Consider the following 18,726-nt stretch of genomic DNA (forward strand, 5'->3'; position numbering starts at 1 on the left):
GCCTGTGTAACTTATAAATTTAAATTGGTAAACGGCGAACAAGTCGTATCGAGGTAATAAACATGAAAAAAATAGCTCAAGGTCTCATTTTAATGGCCTTTTCTTCGCCTCTTCTCGCGGCACCTACATGGGGTGACTTTTCATCTGTAAAAGTATCATCAATTATTAGTCATATAGGTGGTAATGTTGAAGTGCTTTTTTTTAAAGGTAATGTAGTTTGGAAACCTTGTGGGGTTGTCGAGTGGTATGTTTTTGATGTGGCGAAGGCAGGAGGTGGAGCTATGAAGTCTTCATTTTTAACTGCTTTAGCTGCCGATAAATCTGTGAGTATTATTTATGATTGCGATAATAATTCAATCGGGGGTGTAAAAATTAAAAAATAAAGTATTTATAGATAAATAGAAGGGGTATCTAGTTTACATGCTAACAGGAGTCCTCAATCGGCGTAGAAGAATAGCAAACTAACAAGCTAATTAATAAGGACAAAAAACAGTTGGCTGTTTTCGTTCCTCAACATTTTAGCCAACAATTTTTTGCCTATTATTAGGGCGTTGGTATGACTCCCCACGTCAAGTAAAACGCAGAGATCCTTGCTAAAAAATATAGCCATAAATTCACTTTCATTAAATAAAGTGAGTTAACGTAAGAATGAAGCAAGTATATTCGTCGGTTATCATGCTGATATTCGTGGATTACTTGCTTTCGCAAGCAGCGCCTACCTTACTTATTTCGTCGTGACACCTGTCTTCAGTCTATGTTCGTGGATCAGCTAACTTTCATTAGCTACCATCCTAACGCCGTCGGTGATTGTGCCACACCCGATGCTTGATTCTATACGCTAACTCAACAACTTTTATCATGCAGGCACTCTCGATAGCCGTAATTTTGGCTCTACGGGTGTCAGCACTATTTCACGCGATATCGCCCAGATATAGGCAATCATTTCTCGCGCTATTGCCGTGACAATCACGTTATAGTGTTTGCCTCGACGTAACATGGTTTGATATCTGCGGCACAGCCTAAGCTGTGCTTTCCATGCGATATCTACAATGGTTTTACCTAGGTCTTCCTGTCGAAGTTGCAGTTCTGTGGAGATGTTTGCGGCAAAACGATAGGTGTGTGCTCCTTCAACAAGTAAGCGTCTTGCTCGACTATTACCACATTTGGTAATAGAACCAATCTTACGGCTGCCACCGCTGCTGTGCTCACTGGGGACAAGTCCAAGATAACTCATGAGCTTTCTTGGATGGTCGAAACGGGTTAGATCTCCGAGCTCTGCTACAACACCAGTTGCTACAAGTAAGCGTACACCTCGCATCGCTTGGATCGCTTTTACCACGGGGTAATAGCGCCAGTTTTTCACATGATGCTCAAGTTCATTATCGAGCCGTTTTAATCGATTCATACGCTCAGTTATTGTTTGTATGTATTCCTGCAAAACAATCTGTTGAGCAGGGTGCGGCAAGATCAATTCGGTTAACCAGCGTAAATGTTGTTTTGACCAATTGTCTTTCACTTTTGCTGTAACATTATTTCGCAGCAGCAAGGCTTTAAGTTGATATTTACCATCTTTAAGATCTTTCATTGCAGTTTCTCTGGCACGAGATAAATCTCGTACCGCTTCATCTTCAGGCTCGGGTACGTAAATAGCGGTTAAGTCTTCTGATTTAAGCAATTTAGCGAGGTTCATTGCATCACGCTTGTCGGTTTTTATTTTATCGCCTGGTTTCTTGGGGATAAGCGAAGGCGCGATGACATAACAACAATGGCCGAGTGATGTGATCAAACGGTAGATCCAATAACCACAAGGACCGGCTTCATAAACGAAGTGTAGGGTTGCATGTGGGTATTTTGATTCGAACCGACGCACCAATTTTGTAACTGATTGTTTAGTTGATGGATTCTTACCTAGGTGAATAGGTTTGACGCCCCGCACATCTTCAATATAAGCGACCTCAATAAATGATTTGTGTGTGTCCATGCCAATAAAAACTATGTTATGTTTACTCATGCTAGTCTCCAGTTTTATATTTTTGACAAATATATTATGGCTCTGGTTTTTAAAACTAACCCACGAAGTTGGAGGCTAGCACCTTGTGGGAGTCATTATGTCTATGTTTCAGCATCAATCAACATCTAAGTAAAATTTGAACAAATAGTTTCAAAGCAAATACATATTTACAACATCAAATAAATAAGGAATATATTTTTATGGATACACAGGAAGGTGGTTGCAAATGTGGTGCAATAGAGTACTCCTGCTCAGGCAAGCCTATTAATTCAGTATTTTGCTACTGCACAGAATGCCAGAGTTTATCTGGCTCAGATAAATGGTTTGGCATATGGTTTCCAAAGGATTCGTTTACTTTTACAAAAGGAACTCCATTTGTCTCAACACGCAAAGGGGATTCTGGTCAAGATATGCACCAAATGTCTTGCGAAGAGTGCGGAGATGTTCTCTGTGCTGAAGTTACAGTAGGAAACTTCTACTCAGTTTCTGCCTCAACACTCAAAAATAATAAAACCAGTTTACCTGCAATGCTAATTTATACAGCGTCTGCACCAAAAAACGCTGTTTTCCCTGCCAGTGTTCCAAAATTTAAAATATTACCTCCACATCTAGGTGGGGAAACATAACAAGTGGTTCAGGTGACACCTACGGCGCACCTGAACCAAGCGTTAGCCACTACCAATCGATAAGGATAAATTGATGAGTATACCAAGACCGATGTTTATAAATATGTTATCTGCATACCCAAAAGGTAGTGCTGAAGATGTTTTTGATCTTATTGGAGGTAAAGTAAAAGCAAATAATTTTACAAATTCATGTGCAATTAGATTGAGCCGATCTTTGAATTATAGTGGACACCCTGTCAGCTATATTCCACCCAATTTAACTGTGTCAGGGGATGACAAAAAGTGGTATATCTATAGAGTTACAGAAATGGTGAAATACTTAACCAAAAAGTTTGGGCCGCCAGATATAGTAGTTAAAAGTAAACCGTATCAACCTGAGCTTAGGGGTAAAAAAGGCATCATTGTATTTGAAGTTGACGGTTGGGATGATGCATCTGGTCATACGACTTTATGGGATGGTAGTTTTTGTTCTGATAAATGTTATTTTCCGCTCTCAAAAAAGGTTATGTTATGGACTTTAAAGTAATTATTTTTTCACTTTTTTGTAGCTTTAGCGTAACTGCTATGTCGGCTAGTGATAACAGCAATGAAATTAAATATGCTATTTCTTACTGTTTAAGTACCACTTACCCAGATTCAGTATTTGCAAAAGATGCTGGTTATATTTCAGGGGCATATTTACAAAAAGGTAGCTATGGTCTGCATGTGTATGAATCAATAAGAAATTTTGTTAATGACCATGTTAAGAATAAATATGTAAGCAAGCACAATAGAGATCTTAGCATTATGCAATGTATTGACCTTTCTAATTCGAATTCTTTGTATTCCGTAATTGAAAAAGTGGCTAACAAAAGCTTGCTGTAGGACATATTTAGCCAGCCCGTTTTTTGCAAATAAAGCAAAAGCGCAAAAAATAGTCTATCTAAATATGCCTCTGAAGCTGGCGTTATACGTAATTTTGGAGTGGACTGTAATTTGAAAAATTTGATTTCGTTATCAAACAATTCAAGATGGATATCATTGTTTGAAGATTTGAAAAACGTTGATGAAATGCTCTTGTTTCGGTCTAAAAATGTTGATGGATCATTTTTCCAGACGAAGAATTTAGTTATACACATACACCTGAAATTGAACAATATTATGGTGATTTTAAATCTATGATGTGGTTTGAAATTGTCACTAAATTAGAAAAACCGGTAGGCCAGCTAGTGAAACCTGATCTAATCGATGCAACCGAGAAAATTATTGGTATTTGTCTGACTAATAAGGCAAAGTTTACTTTAACTAATTCTGGAGTCAGGGTTTGGGGTTATGTCGAACATGGCGATTCACAAGAGTTTTACACATAACAAGTGCCTGCATTTACCTGCGACACATGAGGCAGGCGTTAGTAGGTCAGGATGATTAAACAAAAACTAAAGCACCTAATTCAACAAGTTCCTGAGCTAATCGAAACAGCCAAAGCATGTCGTGAAGTAGGCTTGCCAAACTTCTATATTGCAGGCGGTGCTATTACTCAAATAATCTGGAATAGTATCGAAAGTAAACCGCTTCTTGAGCAAGTTAAAGACTTTGATGTTGTTTATTTCGACAGTACTTGCATCTTCACCGAAGATGAGTTCAAAAGCCGTATTAGTTCGCGGTTAAGTCATTGTGTAGACGTTGACGTAAAGAACCAAGCGATCATTCATGAGCGCTATTCCAAGAAGTTCGATTGCTCCATTCAGGCATACGAACGTGTCGAACAAGGCATAGAATCTTGGCTTTCTGCATTTGCCATCGGGTTTACTCTGGATAGTTCGAGCAGTATCAAGTTGTTTGCACCATATGGAGTAGAGGATGCATTTGATATGTTGATAAAACCAAATAAGCGAGCAATGACGGAAGCAAATTACAACAAAATGACCGCTGGCTATAAGGCTAGGTGGCAGCAAGTAAAGGTGCTCCCTTGGAGTTGACCTACTAACAAGCAACTGAACGCAGATTCAGTTTACAATAACGCGTTTTGCAAACCGCACTGGTTAGTTGGGCGTTAGCAGCACAAGGAAGTCTCTATGATCGAGAGAAAAGGTGGGATTTACGATGGACGTAGCAAGTCATCTGCTTATAAAGATTTAGTTTGGACTGTCGCAACTTCTTCAGATACTTCAGTTGGTATTGAGCAGCAAACAAAGCTCACCTTAGATGCAATTCAAAGCAACTTGTTGGAGCTTGCTTCAGATAAAACTCAAATAGTTTCCGCTCAAGTGTATATTGCTAATATGTCGGATAAACCAATCATGGATTCTGTTTGGAAAACTTGGCTTGGAATAAATCCGCAGCATTGGCCTCAACGAGCATGTTTAGGTGTAGATCTCGAAGGACAAGTTTTAATTGAGGTAACTGTTACAGCAGTTCGCGGTTAAAGTTCTGCTAACAAGAATTTAAAGTGGGACTGATAACAGTCTGCTCAGTTTCACTTCGCTTCGCTTCGCTACACAATTTTAGCAACCATGAATCTAAAGTATAAGGATATACGATGTCTCAATTTAATTATGGAAAAACTTTCCTGAGAAAAACCTGATAAGAGCAGGTGTCAGAATATGCAACCAACCAGATCTAGTCCATTTGGGAATTATTGCGCAATTAACTTGAGTGATGCCTTAATTAAATCTGGAGTATCAACCGTCGGAGCCAAAGTCAAAAAATACTGGGGACATGAGGGTATGAAACATATTCTTCTTGCTGAAGAGATGGCTGTTTGGCTTAATAAATCTAGCTTCAACTGGTTAGGTGGAGTTGAAAAGATCAGCCCAAGTTCATTTCAAGATGACCTTGATGGAAAAACAGGAATTATTTTCTTTAAAGACTACTGGCAACGTGGAAATGAATCTATCCCGAATCGAAGTGGAGATCATATTGATCTGTGGAACAAAGAGTGGAAAATGCACCCTATATATTTTTATATGTATTACCTTGCTTTATTCTGATCTCGATTCTGTCATTATTTTTATATAAAAAAGTGTTTAACAGGTTATGCACTAAGAAGTTAACATAGCTAACAAGAAAATAAATCAAGATTCACAAATACTGTCATGCCATTTGCGGAGCAAATCCCCCGCCAGCATTTGGTCACTTATTAGCGGGGCGTTAGGCCAATATGTGGTTGATTTTAAAAGTTGGCCAGTCAAATAAAAGCTATAATAACGTATGTCCGGCAGATCTTTCGAACGAATTCTTATTGGGGTATATGCCATATTATAATTTGGCTAGTGCGGAATCAGATCAAAATACATTTGAGAGTAATGTAAACTATTATGTATCATAGCTTGGAGATGGAAATCTCAGCGATAGAGATAGACAAAACTATACAGCGAACCTTAAATCCACAACATCCTTTCCTGACATTAAAGCGCATAATTTAGTTGTACTATTCCATAGCAACACAAATACAACAGAGTCTTATATACATAGTGGCCCACATCGGATCCAACTAACACGTTTATGTCCAAGAATGAGTTAGCTAGCCTTACTAACTCAAAATTGCCCCATTTAGTCTTAGGGTTAAAACTCACACATTATCCAGTAACAGCATTTTGACTGAATTTTTCTAATTCATAAATACTTGTTTGCGGTATTTTTTGGTCAATGCAATACCGAAGAGGAAGACCATACCATTCGTAAACTGATAGAATAGACTCTTGGATTCAAACAGGTAGTAAAAGTTGAAAATTTTAGTTACAGGATCAGCCGGTCGAGTAGGACGTGCAATTTATATAAAATTGATGAAGACTCACAAAGTCGTAGGAATAGATAAAACTCCTTGCTCTACAGTAAACTATGTTGGAGACATTCGTGATATTGGTTTGTTAACTGAGGCTGTAGAGGATGTGGATGTCATTGTTCATACAGCTGCATTGCATGCGCCGCATGTAGGCTTGGTATCTGACCTCGAATTCGAAGATATCAACATAAAAGCAACGGAGCAACTAGCACTATTAGCAGTAAAAAAAGGGGTTAAACATTTTGTGTTTACGAGCACTACAGCCCTCTATGGTTTTTCTTCAACGCCTGATGGCGTTGCAGGATGGGTCAATGAAACGGTTACTCCTAGACCTAAAACGATTTACCACAAATCCAAGATACAAGCAGAGCAGATTTTGGAAAATATCTCAAACTTGTTTAATTTACCTGTCACTGTACTTCAAATGTCTCGCTGCTTTCCTGAACCTGCAAATTTAATGGCTCTCTATCGTCTTACGCGTGGTATTGATGCTCGAGATGTAGCGAATGCTCATGCTTGTGCCATCGAAAAACGTCTTTCGGGGTTCAGGCGTTATATTATTTCTGGAAAAACACCATTTAATAAGACATGTTGTGAGCAGCTTTATTTAAACGCTGATGATGTCGTAAAAGAGTATGCTGCGAAGCTTGTAAAAGACTTCGCAGATCGAACTTGGCATTTACCTAAAAGTCTCGACCGAGTTTATGACTCTAGTTTGGCGCAATTAGAATTAGGGTGGCAGCCGAAATATGGTTATGAGAGTGTATTAGATATGCTGGATAATGATTTCGCAGAAGTGCTTCCCGCAATTAGTATTAGCTAACAAAATTTAATACTTCAGGATACTTTTCCTAATCTAAGTTTAGTGCGTTAGAGTATTAAATCTAACGCATTTCTGTCCACGAACGAGTTAGCTAGCCTAGCTAACTCAAAATTGCCCAATTCCTTGCTAGAGATGCAGCTCGCCGATTTCAACTTACTGAATAATTTTCAGTCCATTCGGGTAATAAAGGTTTGCTCGTCATCCACAAAAGCCACAAAGCCGCCGTGATAGATAAATACCCGACCACGCCCCTCGACTAGGCAGGCAAGCTGTGGGTTCAAATCTTCTTCATTATCCTGACTTTGAAAAGTGCCGGTATCGGTGATTACGCCGCTGAGTGTAGGCAAATATCCATAAGTGCGCTTGGTTTGATCAATCAGGTTTAAGTCGCTGGCGGTAGATAAGCAAAAGGGGATCGCACCAGCTTCTTCGATAAATATAGTTTTCAGCTCTTCAAAAGCTGTAATCACCAGCCAGTCGATGCCGTTAACATGATGGATAAACATAGAGTTTCTCGGTTATTTTGGTGCGGAGATTTTATCACTATTAGGGGAGAATGTAGTAGAGATTTAGTTGCTAAAGTTATTTCCGGACATTCATTAGGTCAACTTAAAACACGTCTTTGTTCATTTCCTTCCAACTACAATCGTGATGACCAAATAAAGAAGGAGGTCATCATGGAAGCTTTCAACAAAAAGAAACGAAGCGGCGTAAAAAAGCCTTTTCGGCTTGAGGAGATTTGGCGGATCAAAACCAGACTAGAAATTGAAAATAGTTTGATGGAGCTGGCGCTGCTTCTTAGTCCCATTGTTTATCAAGCGTATAACGATAGAAAAACTGTAAACCGTTACGGTCTAATTTAACGGTACTCCAAGAGTGGGTCTGGATCAGGCTATTGAAATAAACTTTTAAATCAGCAGTAGTTAATGTGTCTGGGGACTTATCAAAATAATCCGAAATGCGTCGAACCGCACGAGAATAGCCATCAATGGTTGCTGGGCGTTTACCTTGTAGCCTTAAATTGGTAAGGTGTTGTTCATAATGATAATTAAATCGTTGCTGTTGTGAATGATTCATACTAATAACTCCAATAAGGCACTACCTAATGGTGATGCTATTGGTTAGTATGAACGCTGGCTTGGTTACTCTGCCGCGCAGCGGCTTCGTTCAACAAGTCACTTAAAAGCACTCAGCAAGTTGTCACACTTTTTACGAAGACCCGCAAAAAGCTTAGCTAACGTGCTTCACTAATTAAATTGGCGTTAAGCATTCATATGAAATTTATCTGTATCCTGCTAGTTTTGATTTCTTTTTCTTCTCATTCTGCTGAGAGTATTTGTTATGGAACAACATCAAGTGGTTCTCTGAAAAACGGAGTTAAATTGCCGAGTTCAGGAGAAAATTTCGAGGGCTATAGTACTGTTGCAAGAATTGCAGGAAGAACTTATGTGCATTCTGCAGTTAGAAATATAGTCATTGGCGCATATAAACGATTAGAGATACTTGAGCCTAATAAACTATATAAATATGCTGAAACAGGATTTGAGGAAGGTGGGCAATTTAAACCTCACAAAACACATAGAAATGGTCTTTCTGTTGACTTTATGACACCTGTTGTTAACAAACAAGGAATATCTGTACATTTACCAACGCACCCTTTGAATAAATTTGGTTATAACATCGAGTTTGATAAAACGGATAAATATGATGATTATTCAATTGACTATGTTGCATTAGCTGCACATATTGTTACGCTACATAAAGAGGCTAAAAAGTTAGGTTTCGAACTTTGGCGTGTTATATTTGATCCAAAGTTGCAGCCTAAGTTGTTGAAAACCAAATATGGTAGCTATTTAAAAGCTAATATTCAGTTTTCAAAAAAGCGTTCGTGGGTAAGGCATGACGAGCATTACCATGTAGACTTTCTAGTTCCGTGCAAATGAATGCTAACAAATAAGCATAGGTATCGCACAGGCGACACCTTATTCGAGTGTTGAGCAAGCCGAAGCCCTTCTTTATATAGTAAATTACGTGTTTATCTTGGTGGGTACTTCGTCTTTGGGTTAAATCCAAGACGAGCGAAATTGAGATAAATAATAGACCTATTATTTATCAATTAGTTATTCAATGTTAATCATAATTCCATGTCTCCAATTTAATCTGCTGATACCATTATCCTTGTTATGTTTAGCCTTTGGAGCAGGCTATTGAAATAGTCTTTTAGATTAGCGGTAGTTAAATCATCGGGAGATTTATCGAAATACGCACTAATCCGTCGAACTGCACGAGAATAAGCATCAATGGTCGCTGAGCATTTACCTTGCAACCTTAAATTGATAAGGTGTTGTTCATAAAGAAAATTAAATCGTTGTTGTGAATAATTCATACTGAATACTCCAATAAGATATCACCATAATGGCGGTGCTATTAGTATGAATGCTGGCTTGCTTACTCTGCCGCATAGTGGCTTCGTTCAACAAGGGTTTTTAAGTAGGACTGCTAACAGTTGGCTACCGTTCCTCACTATTTTAGCCAACTATTTCTCGCCGCTTAAAACGGCGTTAGCAACCATAAATCTAAAGTATAAGGATATACGATGTCTCAATTTAATGAATTATGGAAGAACTTTCCTGAGAAAAGCCTGATAAGAGCAAGGTGTCAGAATAAGCAGCCGACCAGATCTAGTCCATTTGGAAACTATTGCGCAATTAACTTGAGCGATGCCTTAATTAAGTCTGGTGTATCAACCGTCGGAGCCAAAGTCAAAAAATGCTGGGGACATGAGGGTATGAAACATATTCTTCTTGCTGAAGAGATGGCTGTTTGGCTTAATAAATCTAGCTTTAACTGGTTAGGTAAAGTTGAAAAGATTAGCCCAGCTTCATTTCAAGATGATCTTGATAGTAAAACAGGCATTATTTTCTTTAAAGACTACTGGCAACGTGGAAATGAATCTTTCCCGAATCGAAGTGGAGATCATATTGATCTGTGGAACAAAGATGAAATAACTAGTTCATCAATGTTTACAAGAGGTATTCTTGAGTTTCTTGGGCGCGTAAGTGATCTAAATGAATCCCGAGAAGTTTGGTTTTGGGAGGTTAAATAGATGCGAATGAAATCACTCTTAATTTATATAACTTTAGCTGTCGTCAATTTTATCGTTAATTTCACTATCTATAACTATTCATTTAATTCACAAGCGACCCCTTTTCTACATGAAGAGCAGAGGATTGATAGTAGTTTATTGATGTTGAAAACAACGTTTCCTGCATATGTTGTCTCGGCGATAATTATAACCATATTGTTTTATTGTGCTGCAAAAGCATTAAAACGTAAATCTTGAGTCAGAGCTAACAAGAACATAAATTATGATTTCTTAAGTTTGACAAATCTTATTGCAAAAGGCGCAATAAAACTGCCAAGCTTACTCTACATATTATGTTGGCGTTAGCTAGTCAGGTTATTTCTGTTCTACTCGTTAATTTTAGGAAGTCGTGTGTTTAAAGTTAAGAACAAATTATTATTGTCCAAAAGCTCTGGCTTTACATTAATAGAGTTGGTAGTTGTAATTGTCATTTTGGGTATTCTGTCTATTACTGCTCTACCTAAATATATAAATATAAAGTCAGATGCCAATATAGCTAAAATATCAGGTGCTATTGGTGCAATTAAATCATCAGTTTCTTTATTTAAGAGTAAGACGCTTACTTCTGGAAATGAGTTTAAAACTCAAGTAGAATTTTCAGGAGTTAAAGGTAGTAATTATCAACCTTGGGCGGCGACAGCAACTGCAACAGGCTTTTCGGCAGACTACTCATCACCTCCTGAAATATTCGAGGGGGCGGGGCTAAATGTTGATGACTGGGCTTATCGTATTCATGTATCAAGTGGTAGTTATGCTGTTGTTGCCACACCGAGAAATGTACTCGATAAAGCTGAACCGACTGAAAGTGAAGTTAAAACAACCAATTGCTATTTTATATATCATTGGAAAGCTTCCGGTGAGCCTTTATTAACAACCATTAGTTCAGGCTGTTAATTACAACTTGCTAACATATAAGAATAGGTGTCGTTCAGCCGACATCTTATTCGAGTGTTGAGCAAGCCCAAGCCCTTCTTTATATAGTAAATTACGTGTTTGATCTTGGTGGGGACTTCGTCTTGGGGTTAAACCCAAGACGAGCGAAATTGAGATAAATAACAGACTTGTTACTTATCAATTAACTAGCCAGTGTTTACCATAAGTTTAATATCTCCAACTGTAATGTTAATGCCATTATTCCTATTATGTTCACCTTTCGGCTAGGTCGTTCGTGTAATACCAACGCACTTCATTTCATGCTGACAGCAAGGGCAAATTCTAATGGCTTTCGCAGTGAACGTTGCGACGAGTTTAGGTATTTTCCAATTGAACAAATGCAGCAATATAGCTTGAATTCGCACTCTCAGCCGTTTGGCATTACCATGTAAAAAACCATAATCCCGCACTCGCTGTAATCCTTTGGGAAGCACATGTTGCAAGATGAGCCAGAGAAATTTCAACGTTGGTAAAGTTCTGGTTTTCGTTGCTTGTGTTTTCCCGTCTTTGTATTTGAATGTCACGGTATTATGGCTCGTACCGATGATGTCTTTGTCGATAGCTTTTTCAATTTTATTGTTAACTATTTGTTACAAAAAGGTAAAGGTGTAGTAGTGTGGTTGATGCAATATAAACATAGTCTTGATGTAGTTTTAATTACATCAACTACTCTTTTAACAATTTTAAGCATATGGTATTTTTGGAGATAATAATCATGAATTCAAATCACTTGTCATTTACTAAAAAAGAAATGTTAGAAAAATTAAATGAATTAGTTAATCAGCAAGATAGCTCGTCTGTACGTTCTAAAAGACATATAGGTTTTATTAGACTGGCAAATCCTACAGAACCATACATTCCAGAACCATATCCGGTAGAAGTACCATATCCCATAGAATCTGACACTTTAGAACCGTATCCTATAGAAGTACCACATCCCGTGGAACAATACATTCCAGAACCATATCCGATAGAAGTACCATATCCCATAGAATCTGACACTTTAGAACCATATCCGATAGAAGTACCACATCCCGTAGAACCATACATTCCAGAACCATATCCGATAGAACTCCCTTTATCAACAAGCAAAATAAAGTGGTTCAAAACCAGCGGATTCAAGGCCGAAGTACATAACTATTAAGCAGCTAATCGCCACTGTGAGTATGTAAAACGGTGGTGAAAATGTTTTCCGCTTAGCGCGAGGTTAGCAGTTAGTGGGTCATATGGATCATAGTTTAAAAATTTTAATAGAATCAGTTCCCGAATTAATAGAGACAGCTAAGGTATGTGAAAGTATTGGTTTACCGAATTTCTATATTGCGGGTGGTTCAATCACTCAGTTGATATGGAATAATTTATTAGAGCGTGAGCCGTCAATATCGGTTCAACCTTGGTAGTAAACCTGCTAACAATAATTTAAAGAGGGACAAAATACAGTTGGCTTTTTGTTCACTCCGTTCACCAATTTTAGCCAACCCTATTTTGCCCCTTAAATGGGCGTTGGTATGACTCCCCACGTCAAGTAAAACGCAGAGATCCTTGCTAAAAAATATAGCCATAAATTCACTTTCATTAAATAAAGTGAGTTAACGTAAGAATGAAGCAAGTATATTCGTCGGTTATCATGCTGATATTCGTGGATTACTTGCTTTCGCAAGCAGCGCCTACCTTACTTATTTCGTCGTGACACCTGTCTTCAGTCTATGTTCGTGGATCAGCTAACTTTCATTAGCTACCATCCTAACGCCGTCGGTGATTGTGCCACACCCGATGCTTGATTCTATACGCTAACTCAACAACTTTTATCATGCAGGCACTCTCGATAGCCGTAATTTTGGCTCTACGGGTGTCAGCACTATTTCACGCGATATCGCCCAGATATAGGCAATCATTTCTCGCGCTATTGCCGTGACAATCACGTTATAGTGTTTGCCTCGACGTAACATGGTTTGATATCTGCGGCACAGCCTAAGCTGTGCTTTCCATGCGATATCTACAATGGTTTTACCTAGGTCTTCCTGTCGAAGTTGCAGTTCTGTGGAGATGTTTGCGGCAAAACGATAGGTGTGTGCTCCTTCAACAAGTAAGCGTCTTGCTCGACTATTACCACATTTGGTAATAGAACCAATCTTACGGCTGCCACCGCTGCTGTGCTCACTGGGGACAAGTCCAAGATAACTCATGAGCTTTCTTGGATGGTCGAAACGGGTTAGATCTCCGAGCTCTGCTACAACACCAGTTGCTACAAGTAAGCGTACACCTCGCATCGCTTGGATCGCTTTTACCACGGGGTAATAGCGCCAGTTTTTCACATGATGCTCAAGTTCATTATCGAGCCGTTTTAATCGATTCATACGCTCAGTTATTGTTTGTATGTATTCCTGCAAAACAATCTGTTGAGCAGGGTGCGGCAAGATCAATTCGGTTAACCAGCGTAAATGTTGTTTTGACCAATTGTCTTTCACTTTTGCTGTAACATTATTTCGCAGCAGCAAGGCTTTAAGTTGATATTTACCATCTTTAAGATCTTTCATTGCAGTTTCTCTGGCACGAGATAAATCTCGTACCGCTTCATCTTCAGGCTCGGGTACGTAAATAGCGGTTAAGTCTTCTGATTTAAGCAATTTAGCGAGGTTCATTGCATCACGCTTGTCGGTTTTTATTTTATCGCCTGGTTTCTTGGGGATAAGCGAAGGCGCGATGACATAACAACAATGGCCGAGTGATGTGATCAAACGGTAGATCCAATAACCACAAGGACCGGCTTCATAAACGAAGTGTAGGGTTGCATGTGGGTATTTTGATTCGAACCGACGCACCAATTTTGTAACTGATTGTTTAGTTGATGGATTCTTACCTAGGTGAATAGGTTTGACGCCCCGCACATCTTCAATATAAGCGACCTCAATAAATGATTTGTGTGTGTCCATGCCAATAAAAACTATGTTATGTTTACTCATGCTAGTCTCCAGTTTTATATTTTTGACAAATATATTATGGCTCTGGTTTTTAAAACTAACCCACGAAGTTGGAGGCTAGCACCTTGTGGGAGTCATTATGTCTAGGCCTAAAAACGGAGTAGTTTATGCCTTCAATTACTATCTCTTCTGGTTCAGTTCATTACTCTGAGTATGGGCAGGGCGAGCCTTTGGTTTTACTTCATGCAAATCCTGGTGATAGCCTGGATTTTGAGGCTGTTATTCCGGCGCTTTCAAAAAATTATAGAGTACTTGCACTAGATTGGCCTGGATATGGTGAATCTACAAAACCAGAACGTCCTGAGTTAGCAACCGTTCTTTTTTTCTACGACGTTCTGCGCGAATTTTTGGCTGAGTTAGCATTACCTTCAGCTTTTTTTATAGGTAACTCCATTGGTGGTAATGTTGCTGCTCGTTTAGCTAGTGAGTCGCCTGAACTTGTGCGTGGTCTGGTGTTGGTTTCTCCTGGTGGGTTTACTCCGCACAACGTAATGAGCCGTTCTTTTTGCAAAATCCAAGGCAGTCGATTTTCAATTTCTCCACATCGTTTTGCCAGTATGTACCTTAAACGGCGTACTTCTACGGCAAAGGCTATGTTGCAACGAGCCTCTACAATTCAAGCTACTAATGCATGTATTACACTCAATCGCTCCATGTGGCGTAGTTTTTCTCGCCCGGAGAGCGATTTACGAGAACTTGCACTTAACATTAAAGCGCCTGCTTTATTATTCGGTAAACATGATCTAGCAGTCTCAGCCAATAAAGATGGAAAAGTTGCTGCTAAGTCTATGCCGTCTGCAGAGTTCGTTGTGTTACCTTGTGGGCATGCGTCTTTTGCAGAGGCTCCTGAGTTGTTTCTAACTGAGGTTGAACCGTTTTTACAAAATTGTAGTAATGCCTAATAAAGCGTTAAACAAGGGCAAAAAAAGTTTATTTTTCTCCTTAGTCATTAATTTTCATCAACAGTTTTAAGCCTGTTATTTAAGCTTTATCACCTCTGACGAAAAACACTGCCCTTGAGGGCGGTGGTGTAAGTCATTATTGCGTAGCAATAAGCACTCTGTGTTGTTATTAATATTGCTATATTTGCACATAGAGTCTAAGTTTAGATCTTAGTGCTGTATATGGATACAGTTATCTAAGGTGCTTAGTTCATGCGACTATGACGATTATAGGGTTGTTTACCTTGCAGTCTAAAATTGGTAAGGTGTTGTTCATAAAGAAAATTTAATCGTTACTATTGGTTAGTAGACCGAGGTAAAAAGGATGTATCTATGGAATTAAAGTATCGTTCAGCAAAGATGAATGACTTGGAAAATCTCGTGTCATTACTTATCGAAGATCCGCTTGGAAGCCAAAGGGAGGACGCATCAATACCATTGAAAAACTCTTATGTTGACGCATTTAAAGCGATAGATGTTGACCCTAATAATGAGCTCCTAATAGTCGAGGTTGATGAGCAGCTAGTCGGTATGCTCCAGCTAACTTTTATCCCTTACCTCACTCATATTGGTAGTTGGCGTTGTCTTATCGAAGGAGTTCGAATCCATGAGTCTTTTCGTGGTCGAGGATTCGGTGAGCAAATGTTTGAACATGCCATTAAGCTAGCGAAAACTAAGAATTGTAAGGTTGTTCAACTTACTAGCGATAAACAACGTCCTGATGCTATTAGGTTTTATGAAAAACTTGGTTTTATAGCAACTCACGAAGGGTTCAAACTGGCGTTGTAAGTTGTCTGCTAACAAGCTTCTGAATTAAGATTCAACAAGGCGTTATTAAGTTTTATCAGATAAGGTTTCTTATAAAAATGACTACAAGTTGTGATTGCCGAACAAAGACAATTAACTGGGACACATAGAGCTTGCTCGGTTTCAACATTTTAGCAAGCACTACTTAGCCCGCTATTTTGGTGCTAGGAGTAGGGAGCATTTCGTGCACAAAGTCTTCGTATTTGGAACTTTGAAAGAAGGTTTCCCAAATTTTAAAAACAATAAAGGAATTCGTTATCGCCAAAACTTTGATACTAAGGAAAGTTATCCACTTTATTTAGTCGGTGTGCGTTTTTCGCCTTGGTTGATTTTAAATCCAGGTAAAGGTCAGCCTGTTAGAGGGCAAGTTTTTGAAGTGACAAACGATGCTCTAGAGTTAATGGATGTACTGGAGCGAATTAACGAACCTGATGGCTATCGTAAAATTACGATATGGGTTACTTGTTTAGTATCCGGTGAGGAACTGAGTGTTTTTGCTTATGTAAAACTACCGGAAATGGTCGTTCCTGGAGAGGTTCAAGTTGAACTTACAGGTGAGTATTGCATCGAACATGCTGAACTATATCGCAGCCGATATTCCTAATATGAAACTTAATAACGGAATTGTTTTTGTCATAAATCTTTTTATTTTGTTATTTATATTATCCTTATTATATTCGCCTTTCGGCTAGGTGTTCGCGGACTCTAACTAGAATTGGATTAACATAGACTACCTCTAAAGTGGTTGTGTTGGTCGGTGGAATATGATATTGATTGTGGGTATTTGGACGTTATGTACTAGGAAAAAAATGGAATTTACTTTTGAAAAAGTGACTCTCAGGGATCTAGATTTAATCCTTAAATTAGGTGAGTCAGTTAATGAAGAACATGTCGTGCCTCTACTTAATGCAGAAGGTCAGGAGGCGATTAGAGTTGCGTTTAAGGCTGATATTGAACAGGTGAAAAATCCCGACATTTATTCGGCAGTTAAAGCAACTATTGGTAACGAAATTATCGGTTATATAGCTTGGCGGGAAGAGAACTACATTGGTCATCTTTATGTTAAAACTGAATATCATGGTTTTGGTGTAGCGAAACGACTAGTCGAAGAAATGAAGCAAATTAGTAGCGCAAGGTTGATTCGAGTCAAAGCATCTATTTATGCACTTGGTTTTTATGGGAAAGTCGGGTTTAAAGCAATGTCGGAGGAGCTGAGTATAAATGGCATTCGTTATGTGCCTATGGAACTCAATGTTGAACAACGGATATAGTCTATAAGAATAGGATTAATTGAATACACATGATGTTATGCGCATAGCGTTTTGAATCAGTTTAATAATAGGGTATTGATATGGAAGAATATTGGAATCCGATGGTTCCCGAATTACTCGTTACTGATTTTGATAAGTCGTTAGCTTTTTATACACAAGTGTTAGGTTTCTCTATTCGAATTAGGCGAGACAAACCCGATTTTGTGTATCTAGAGCAAGGCCAGGTTCAAATTATGCTTGAGCAGATTAATGAGACGGCTTGGGTAACGGGTGAACTCGTTGCTCCCTTAGGCCGAGGTATTAACCTTCAAATCGAACTACCTGATCTAGCCCCGCTTATAGGCCGTCTTGAACAGTATCAGGTTTCTTATTATCGTGAATTGAAAGAAACGTGGTATGACATCGGGAGTAAGCTTTCTGGAGAGCGTGAATTTTTGATTCAAGACCCAGATGGTTATTTATTACGGTTTACTCAACACTTGGGTGAAAAGCCTAAGGATGTAACGTGAATGAATTTGATTGGCATAAAGATGCTATTTCTAACAGTACTTTGATTACATCGTCTTATAAGAACACTCAAAATGTTCGTCGGTTCTTTAAGTTAAAGTGTGGCGAAAATTTTAAGTTTGATCGTAATTTCATGCTGTGGATGAAAGGTGCGCAAGGATTAACTATGGGTGACGCAGTCGGGGAGTGGCTTAGTTAAAGACGAAATATCAGGAAAAGTCGGTGATATAGTACATTGCCACTGCAAGACTTGCAGAAAATCACTTTTTAATAGGAGCGGGCATGATCCAACTTAGGCCAATGACATCAGATGAATATCCCGCGTATTGTGATTATTTCATTGACGATTACAGTCATGAGATTTCTCAAAACTATGGTCACGCAATGGACCGGGCTGTCGAATTAGCTCAGCAAGACCTAATACGTTGTTTTCCTAATGGATTGGAAACCAATGAACACGAGCTGTTGTGTATTGAATCAGAATCGAACCTTGTTGGCTATTTATGGCACTCGATTAAGGTAAGTGATAAATCCACATTTATTTATGACTTTTTCATATTCCCTAATAGCCGTAATAAAGGCTATGGAAAGTTAGCAATTAAGGCGCTTGAATCACAATTGAAATCAATTGGCATTGAACAAATAAAACTAAGAGTTGCTTACCACAATCAAAGGGCTTTAAAGTTATATCAGGAAGTTGGTTTTGCTATTAGTGGTTATAATATGTCAAAGAAAATAAGTGAAAGTTGTTGGTAGTAGTACCTGCAGAAGATGTCTATGTGTTGTCTTTGAAATAAAAAATTAGACCGTATTGAAATGAATGAAATCCCCCTTCTGCATAAGCAGAAGGGGGGGATTAACTCAAATTCAAGTATTAACTTACTTATAAGTATACATATGTCTGTAAACTTAGTTTTT

At 38.6% G+C, this 18,726-nt stretch carries 25 protein-coding genes and 2 pseudogenes; 21 read left to right on the forward strand and 6 right to left on the reverse strand.

Annotated elements, in window-relative coordinates:
* The first annotated feature begins 62 nt into the window (after positions 1–62).
* Entirely contained in the window at positions 63–383 is a 321-nt protein-coding gene (locus tag HWV03_RS09045; RefSeq protein WP_211679401.1) for a hypothetical protein, read from the forward strand.
* A gap of 473 nt (positions 384–856) precedes the next feature.
* On the opposite strand, the gene HWV03_RS09050 is transcribed toward HWV03_RS09045, so the two are convergent.
* On the reverse strand, positions 857–2,011 hold the full coding sequence (locus HWV03_RS09050; RefSeq protein WP_211675068.1) for an IS110 family transposase: 1,155 nt from the start codon (positions 2,009–2,011) through the stop codon (positions 857–859).
* A gap of 200 nt (positions 2,012–2,211) precedes the next feature.
* Between HWV03_RS09050 and HWV03_RS09055 the strand changes: the two genes are divergently transcribed.
* The 8 genes from HWV03_RS09055 to HWV03_RS09090 all read left to right on the forward strand — a co-directional run bounded on the left by HWV03_RS09055 (position 2,212) and on the right by HWV03_RS09090 (position 7,223).
* Positions 2,212–2,637 carry a GFA family protein gene (locus HWV03_RS09055; protein ID WP_211679402.1) on the forward strand — a complete coding sequence of 142 codons (426 nt, stop codon included), beginning with the start codon at positions 2,212–2,214 and terminating at the stop codon, positions 2,635–2,637.
* 73 nt (positions 2,638–2,710) lie between these two features.
* Entirely contained in the window at positions 2,711–3,163 is a 453-nt protein-coding gene (locus HWV03_RS09060; protein WP_211679403.1) for a type VI secretion system amidase effector protein Tae4, read from the forward strand.
* On the forward strand, positions 3,148–3,501 hold the full coding sequence (locus tag HWV03_RS09065) for a T6SS amidase immunity protein Tai4 family protein (RefSeq protein ID WP_211679404.1): 354 nt from the start codon (positions 3,148–3,150) through the stop codon (positions 3,499–3,501). Before HWV03_RS09060 ends, HWV03_RS09065 begins: the two co-directional genes overlap by 16 nt.
* Positions 3,502–3,794: 293 nt before the next feature.
* Positions 3,795–3,986 carry a DUF6678 family protein gene (locus tag HWV03_RS09070; protein ID WP_211679405.1) on the forward strand — a complete coding sequence of 64 codons (192 nt, stop codon included), beginning with the start codon at positions 3,795–3,797 and terminating at the stop codon, positions 3,984–3,986.
* Between the two features lie 51 nt (positions 3,987–4,037).
* Positions 4,038–4,595, forward strand: coding sequence for a nucleotidyltransferase family protein (locus HWV03_RS09075; protein ID WP_211679406.1), 558 nt, complete (start codon positions 4,038–4,040; stop codon positions 4,593–4,595).
* Positions 4,596–4,691: 96 nt separating this feature from the next.
* Entirely contained in the window at positions 4,692–5,042 is a 351-nt protein-coding gene (locus HWV03_RS09080) for a Rid family hydrolase (protein WP_211679407.1), read from the forward strand.
* Between the two features lie 177 nt (positions 5,043–5,219).
* Entirely contained in the window at positions 5,220–5,606 is a 387-nt protein-coding gene (locus HWV03_RS09085) for a T6SS effector amidase Tae4 family protein (protein WP_211679408.1), read from the forward strand.
* 735 nt (positions 5,607–6,341) lie between these two features.
* Positions 6,342–7,223, forward strand: a complete 882-nt coding sequence (locus HWV03_RS09090) for an NAD-dependent epimerase/dehydratase family protein (protein WP_211679409.1) — start codon at positions 6,342–6,344, stop codon at positions 7,221–7,223.
* Positions 7,224–7,390: 167 nt separating this feature from the next.
* Here the strand turns inward: HWV03_RS09090 and HWV03_RS09095 are convergent, their stop codons facing one another.
* Positions 7,391–7,729 (reverse strand): cytosolic protein, encoded by a 339-nt coding sequence (locus tag HWV03_RS09095; RefSeq protein ID WP_211679410.1) that lies wholly within the window; start codon positions 7,727–7,729, stop codon positions 7,391–7,393.
* Between the two features lie 171 nt (positions 7,730–7,900).
* Here HWV03_RS09095 and HWV03_RS09100 point away from each other — a divergent pair.
* Positions 7,901–8,020: pseudogene (locus tag HWV03_RS09100) on the forward strand (integrase); the annotation flags it as partial.
* 1 nt (position 8,021) lies between these two features.
* On the opposite strand, the gene HWV03_RS09105 reads toward HWV03_RS09100, so the two are convergent.
* Positions 8,022–8,300, reverse strand: coding sequence for a site-specific integrase (locus HWV03_RS09105; protein WP_211679411.1), 279 nt, complete (start codon positions 8,298–8,300; stop codon positions 8,022–8,024).
* 197 nt (positions 8,301–8,497) lie between these two features.
* Between HWV03_RS09105 and HWV03_RS09110 the strand changes: the two genes are divergently transcribed.
* Complete coding sequence (locus HWV03_RS09110; RefSeq protein ID WP_211679412.1) at positions 8,498–9,166, forward strand: penicillin-insensitive murein endopeptidase; 669 nt, start codon at positions 8,498–8,500, stop codon at positions 9,164–9,166.
* 212 nt (positions 9,167–9,378) lie between these two features.
* On the opposite strand, the gene HWV03_RS09115 is transcribed toward HWV03_RS09110, so the two are convergent.
* Positions 9,379–9,609 (reverse strand): phage integrase N-terminal SAM-like domain-containing protein, encoded by a 231-nt coding sequence (locus HWV03_RS09115; protein ID WP_211679413.1) that lies wholly within the window; start codon positions 9,607–9,609, stop codon positions 9,379–9,381.
* A 210-nt stretch (positions 9,610–9,819) separates the two neighbouring features.
* Here HWV03_RS09115 and HWV03_RS09120 point away from each other — a divergent pair, with 210 nt between their 5' ends.
* Both HWV03_RS09120 and HWV03_RS09125 read left to right on the forward strand, forming a co-directional pair.
* Positions 9,820–10,329 (forward strand): type VI secretion system amidase effector protein Tae4, encoded by a 510-nt coding sequence (locus HWV03_RS09120; RefSeq protein ID WP_211679414.1) that lies wholly within the window; start codon positions 9,820–9,822, stop codon positions 10,327–10,329.
* Positions 10,330–10,719: 390 nt separating this feature from the next.
* A complete protein-coding gene (locus HWV03_RS09125) occupies positions 10,720–11,262 on the forward strand; it encodes a type II secretion system protein (protein WP_255547139.1) in 543 nt (180 codons plus the stop codon).
* Positions 11,263–11,525: 263 nt separating this feature from the next.
* Here HWV03_RS09125 and HWV03_RS09130 read toward each other — a convergent pair.
* Positions 11,526–11,858: pseudogene (locus HWV03_RS09130) on the reverse strand (transposase); the annotation flags it as partial.
* Between the two features lie 158 nt (positions 11,859–12,016).
* On the opposite strand from HWV03_RS09130, the gene HWV03_RS09135 reads away from it, so the two are divergent.
* On the forward strand, positions 12,017–12,445 hold the full coding sequence (locus HWV03_RS09135) for a hypothetical protein (RefSeq protein ID WP_211679415.1): 429 nt from the start codon (positions 12,017–12,019) through the stop codon (positions 12,443–12,445).
* Positions 12,446–13,109: 664 nt separating this feature from the next.
* Here HWV03_RS09135 and HWV03_RS09140 read toward each other — a convergent pair.
* On the reverse strand, positions 13,110–14,264 hold the full coding sequence (locus tag HWV03_RS09140; RefSeq protein ID WP_211675068.1) for an IS110 family transposase: 1,155 nt from the start codon (positions 14,262–14,264) through the stop codon (positions 13,110–13,112).
* Between the two features lie 125 nt (positions 14,265–14,389).
* On the opposite strand from HWV03_RS09140, the gene HWV03_RS09145 reads away from it, so the two are divergent.
* The 7 genes from HWV03_RS09145 (at position 14,390) to HWV03_RS09175 (ending at position 18,564) form a co-directional block, all read left to right on the forward strand.
* Positions 14,390–15,184 (forward strand): alpha/beta fold hydrolase, encoded by a 795-nt coding sequence (locus HWV03_RS09145; protein WP_211679416.1) that lies wholly within the window; start codon positions 14,390–14,392, stop codon positions 15,182–15,184.
* Positions 15,185–15,556: 372 nt separating this feature from the next.
* The gene (locus tag HWV03_RS09150) at positions 15,557–16,012 is read left to right on the forward strand and encodes a GNAT family N-acetyltransferase (protein ID WP_211679417.1); all 456 of its coding nucleotides are present in this window, start codon (positions 15,557–15,559) and stop codon (positions 16,010–16,012) included.
* Positions 16,013–16,214: 202 nt separating this feature from the next.
* Positions 16,215–16,634 carry a gamma-glutamylcyclotransferase family protein gene (locus tag HWV03_RS09155; protein ID WP_211679418.1) on the forward strand — a complete coding sequence of 140 codons (420 nt, stop codon included), beginning with the start codon at positions 16,215–16,217 and terminating at the stop codon, positions 16,632–16,634.
* A gap of 205 nt (positions 16,635–16,839) precedes the next feature.
* Entirely contained in the window at positions 16,840–17,301 is a 462-nt protein-coding gene (locus HWV03_RS09160) for a GNAT family N-acetyltransferase (protein WP_211679419.1), read from the forward strand.
* 80 nt (positions 17,302–17,381) lie between these two features.
* Positions 17,382–17,810 carry a bleomycin resistance protein gene (locus tag HWV03_RS09165; protein ID WP_211679420.1) on the forward strand — a complete coding sequence of 143 codons (429 nt, stop codon included), beginning with the start codon at positions 17,382–17,384 and terminating at the stop codon, positions 17,808–17,810.
* Entirely contained in the window at positions 17,807–18,007 is a 201-nt protein-coding gene (locus HWV03_RS09170) for a DUF6434 domain-containing protein (protein ID WP_211679421.1), read from the forward strand. The genes HWV03_RS09165 and HWV03_RS09170 overlap by 4 nt, the downstream gene beginning before the upstream one ends.
* Positions 18,008–18,090: 83 nt before the next feature.
* Positions 18,091–18,564 (forward strand): GNAT family N-acetyltransferase, encoded by a 474-nt coding sequence (locus HWV03_RS09175; RefSeq protein ID WP_211679422.1) that lies wholly within the window; start codon positions 18,091–18,093, stop codon positions 18,562–18,564.
* The last annotated feature ends 162 nt before the right edge of the window (positions 18,565–18,726 follow it).

Source organism: Moritella sp. 36 (assembly GCF_018219415.1).
Lineage (GTDB): Bacteria > Pseudomonadota > Gammaproteobacteria > Enterobacterales > Moritellaceae > Moritella.

What these genes read in the sequence shown, in the direction of transcription:
- HWV03_RS09045 (WP_211679401.1), top strand. Translation starts at nt 63, where the DNA reads ATGAAAAAAATAGCTCAAGGTCTCATTTTAATGGCCTTTTCTTCGCCT.
- HWV03_RS09050 (WP_211675068.1), bottom strand. Translation starts at nt 2,011, where the DNA reads ATGAGTAAACATAACATAGTTTTTATTGGCATGGACACACACAAATCA.
- HWV03_RS09055 (WP_211679402.1), top strand. Translation starts at nt 2,212, where the DNA reads ATGGATACACAGGAAGGTGGTTGCAAATGTGGTGCAATAGAGTACTCC.
- HWV03_RS09060 (WP_211679403.1), top strand. Translation starts at nt 2,711, where the DNA reads ATGAGTATACCAAGACCGATGTTTATAAATATGTTATCTGCATACCCA.
- HWV03_RS09065 (WP_211679404.1), top strand. Translation starts at nt 3,148, where the DNA reads ATGGACTTTAAAGTAATTATTTTTTCACTTTTTTGTAGCTTTAGCGTA.
- HWV03_RS09070 (WP_211679405.1), top strand. Translation starts at nt 3,795, where the DNA reads ATGATGTGGTTTGAAATTGTCACTAAATTAGAAAAACCGGTAGGCCAG.
- HWV03_RS09075 (WP_211679406.1), top strand. Translation starts at nt 4,038, where the DNA reads ATGATTAAACAAAAACTAAAGCACCTAATTCAACAAGTTCCTGAGCTA.
- HWV03_RS09080 (WP_211679407.1), top strand. Translation starts at nt 4,692, where the DNA reads ATGATCGAGAGAAAAGGTGGGATTTACGATGGACGTAGCAAGTCATCT.
- HWV03_RS09085 (WP_211679408.1), top strand. Translation starts at nt 5,220, where the DNA reads ATGCAACCAACCAGATCTAGTCCATTTGGGAATTATTGCGCAATTAAC.
- HWV03_RS09095 (WP_211679410.1), bottom strand. Translation starts at nt 7,729, where the DNA reads ATGTTTATCCATCATGTTAACGGCATCGACTGGCTGGTGATTACAGCT.
- HWV03_RS09105 (WP_211679411.1), bottom strand. Translation starts at nt 8,300, where the DNA reads ATGAATCATTCACAACAGCAACGATTTAATTATCATTATGAACAACAC.
- HWV03_RS09110 (WP_211679412.1), top strand. Translation starts at nt 8,498, where the DNA reads ATGAAATTTATCTGTATCCTGCTAGTTTTGATTTCTTTTTCTTCTCAT.
- HWV03_RS09115 (WP_211679413.1), bottom strand. Translation starts at nt 9,609, where the DNA reads ATGAATTATTCACAACAACGATTTAATTTTCTTTATGAACAACACCTT.
- HWV03_RS09120 (WP_211679414.1), top strand. Translation starts at nt 9,820, where the DNA reads ATGTCTCAATTTAATGAATTATGGAAGAACTTTCCTGAGAAAAGCCTG.
- HWV03_RS09135 (WP_211679415.1), top strand. Translation starts at nt 12,017, where the DNA reads ATGAATTCAAATCACTTGTCATTTACTAAAAAAGAAATGTTAGAAAAA.
- HWV03_RS09140 (WP_211675068.1), bottom strand. Translation starts at nt 14,264, where the DNA reads ATGAGTAAACATAACATAGTTTTTATTGGCATGGACACACACAAATCA.
- HWV03_RS09145 (WP_211679416.1), top strand. Translation starts at nt 14,390, where the DNA reads ATGCCTTCAATTACTATCTCTTCTGGTTCAGTTCATTACTCTGAGTAT.
- HWV03_RS09150 (WP_211679417.1), top strand. Translation starts at nt 15,557, where the DNA reads ATGGAATTAAAGTATCGTTCAGCAAAGATGAATGACTTGGAAAATCTC.
- HWV03_RS09160 (WP_211679419.1), top strand. Translation starts at nt 16,840, where the DNA reads ATGGAATTTACTTTTGAAAAAGTGACTCTCAGGGATCTAGATTTAATC.
- HWV03_RS09165 (WP_211679420.1), top strand. Translation starts at nt 17,382, where the DNA reads ATGGAAGAATATTGGAATCCGATGGTTCCCGAATTACTCGTTACTGAT.
- HWV03_RS09175 (WP_211679422.1), top strand. Translation starts at nt 18,091, where the DNA reads ATGATCCAACTTAGGCCAATGACATCAGATGAATATCCCGCGTATTGT.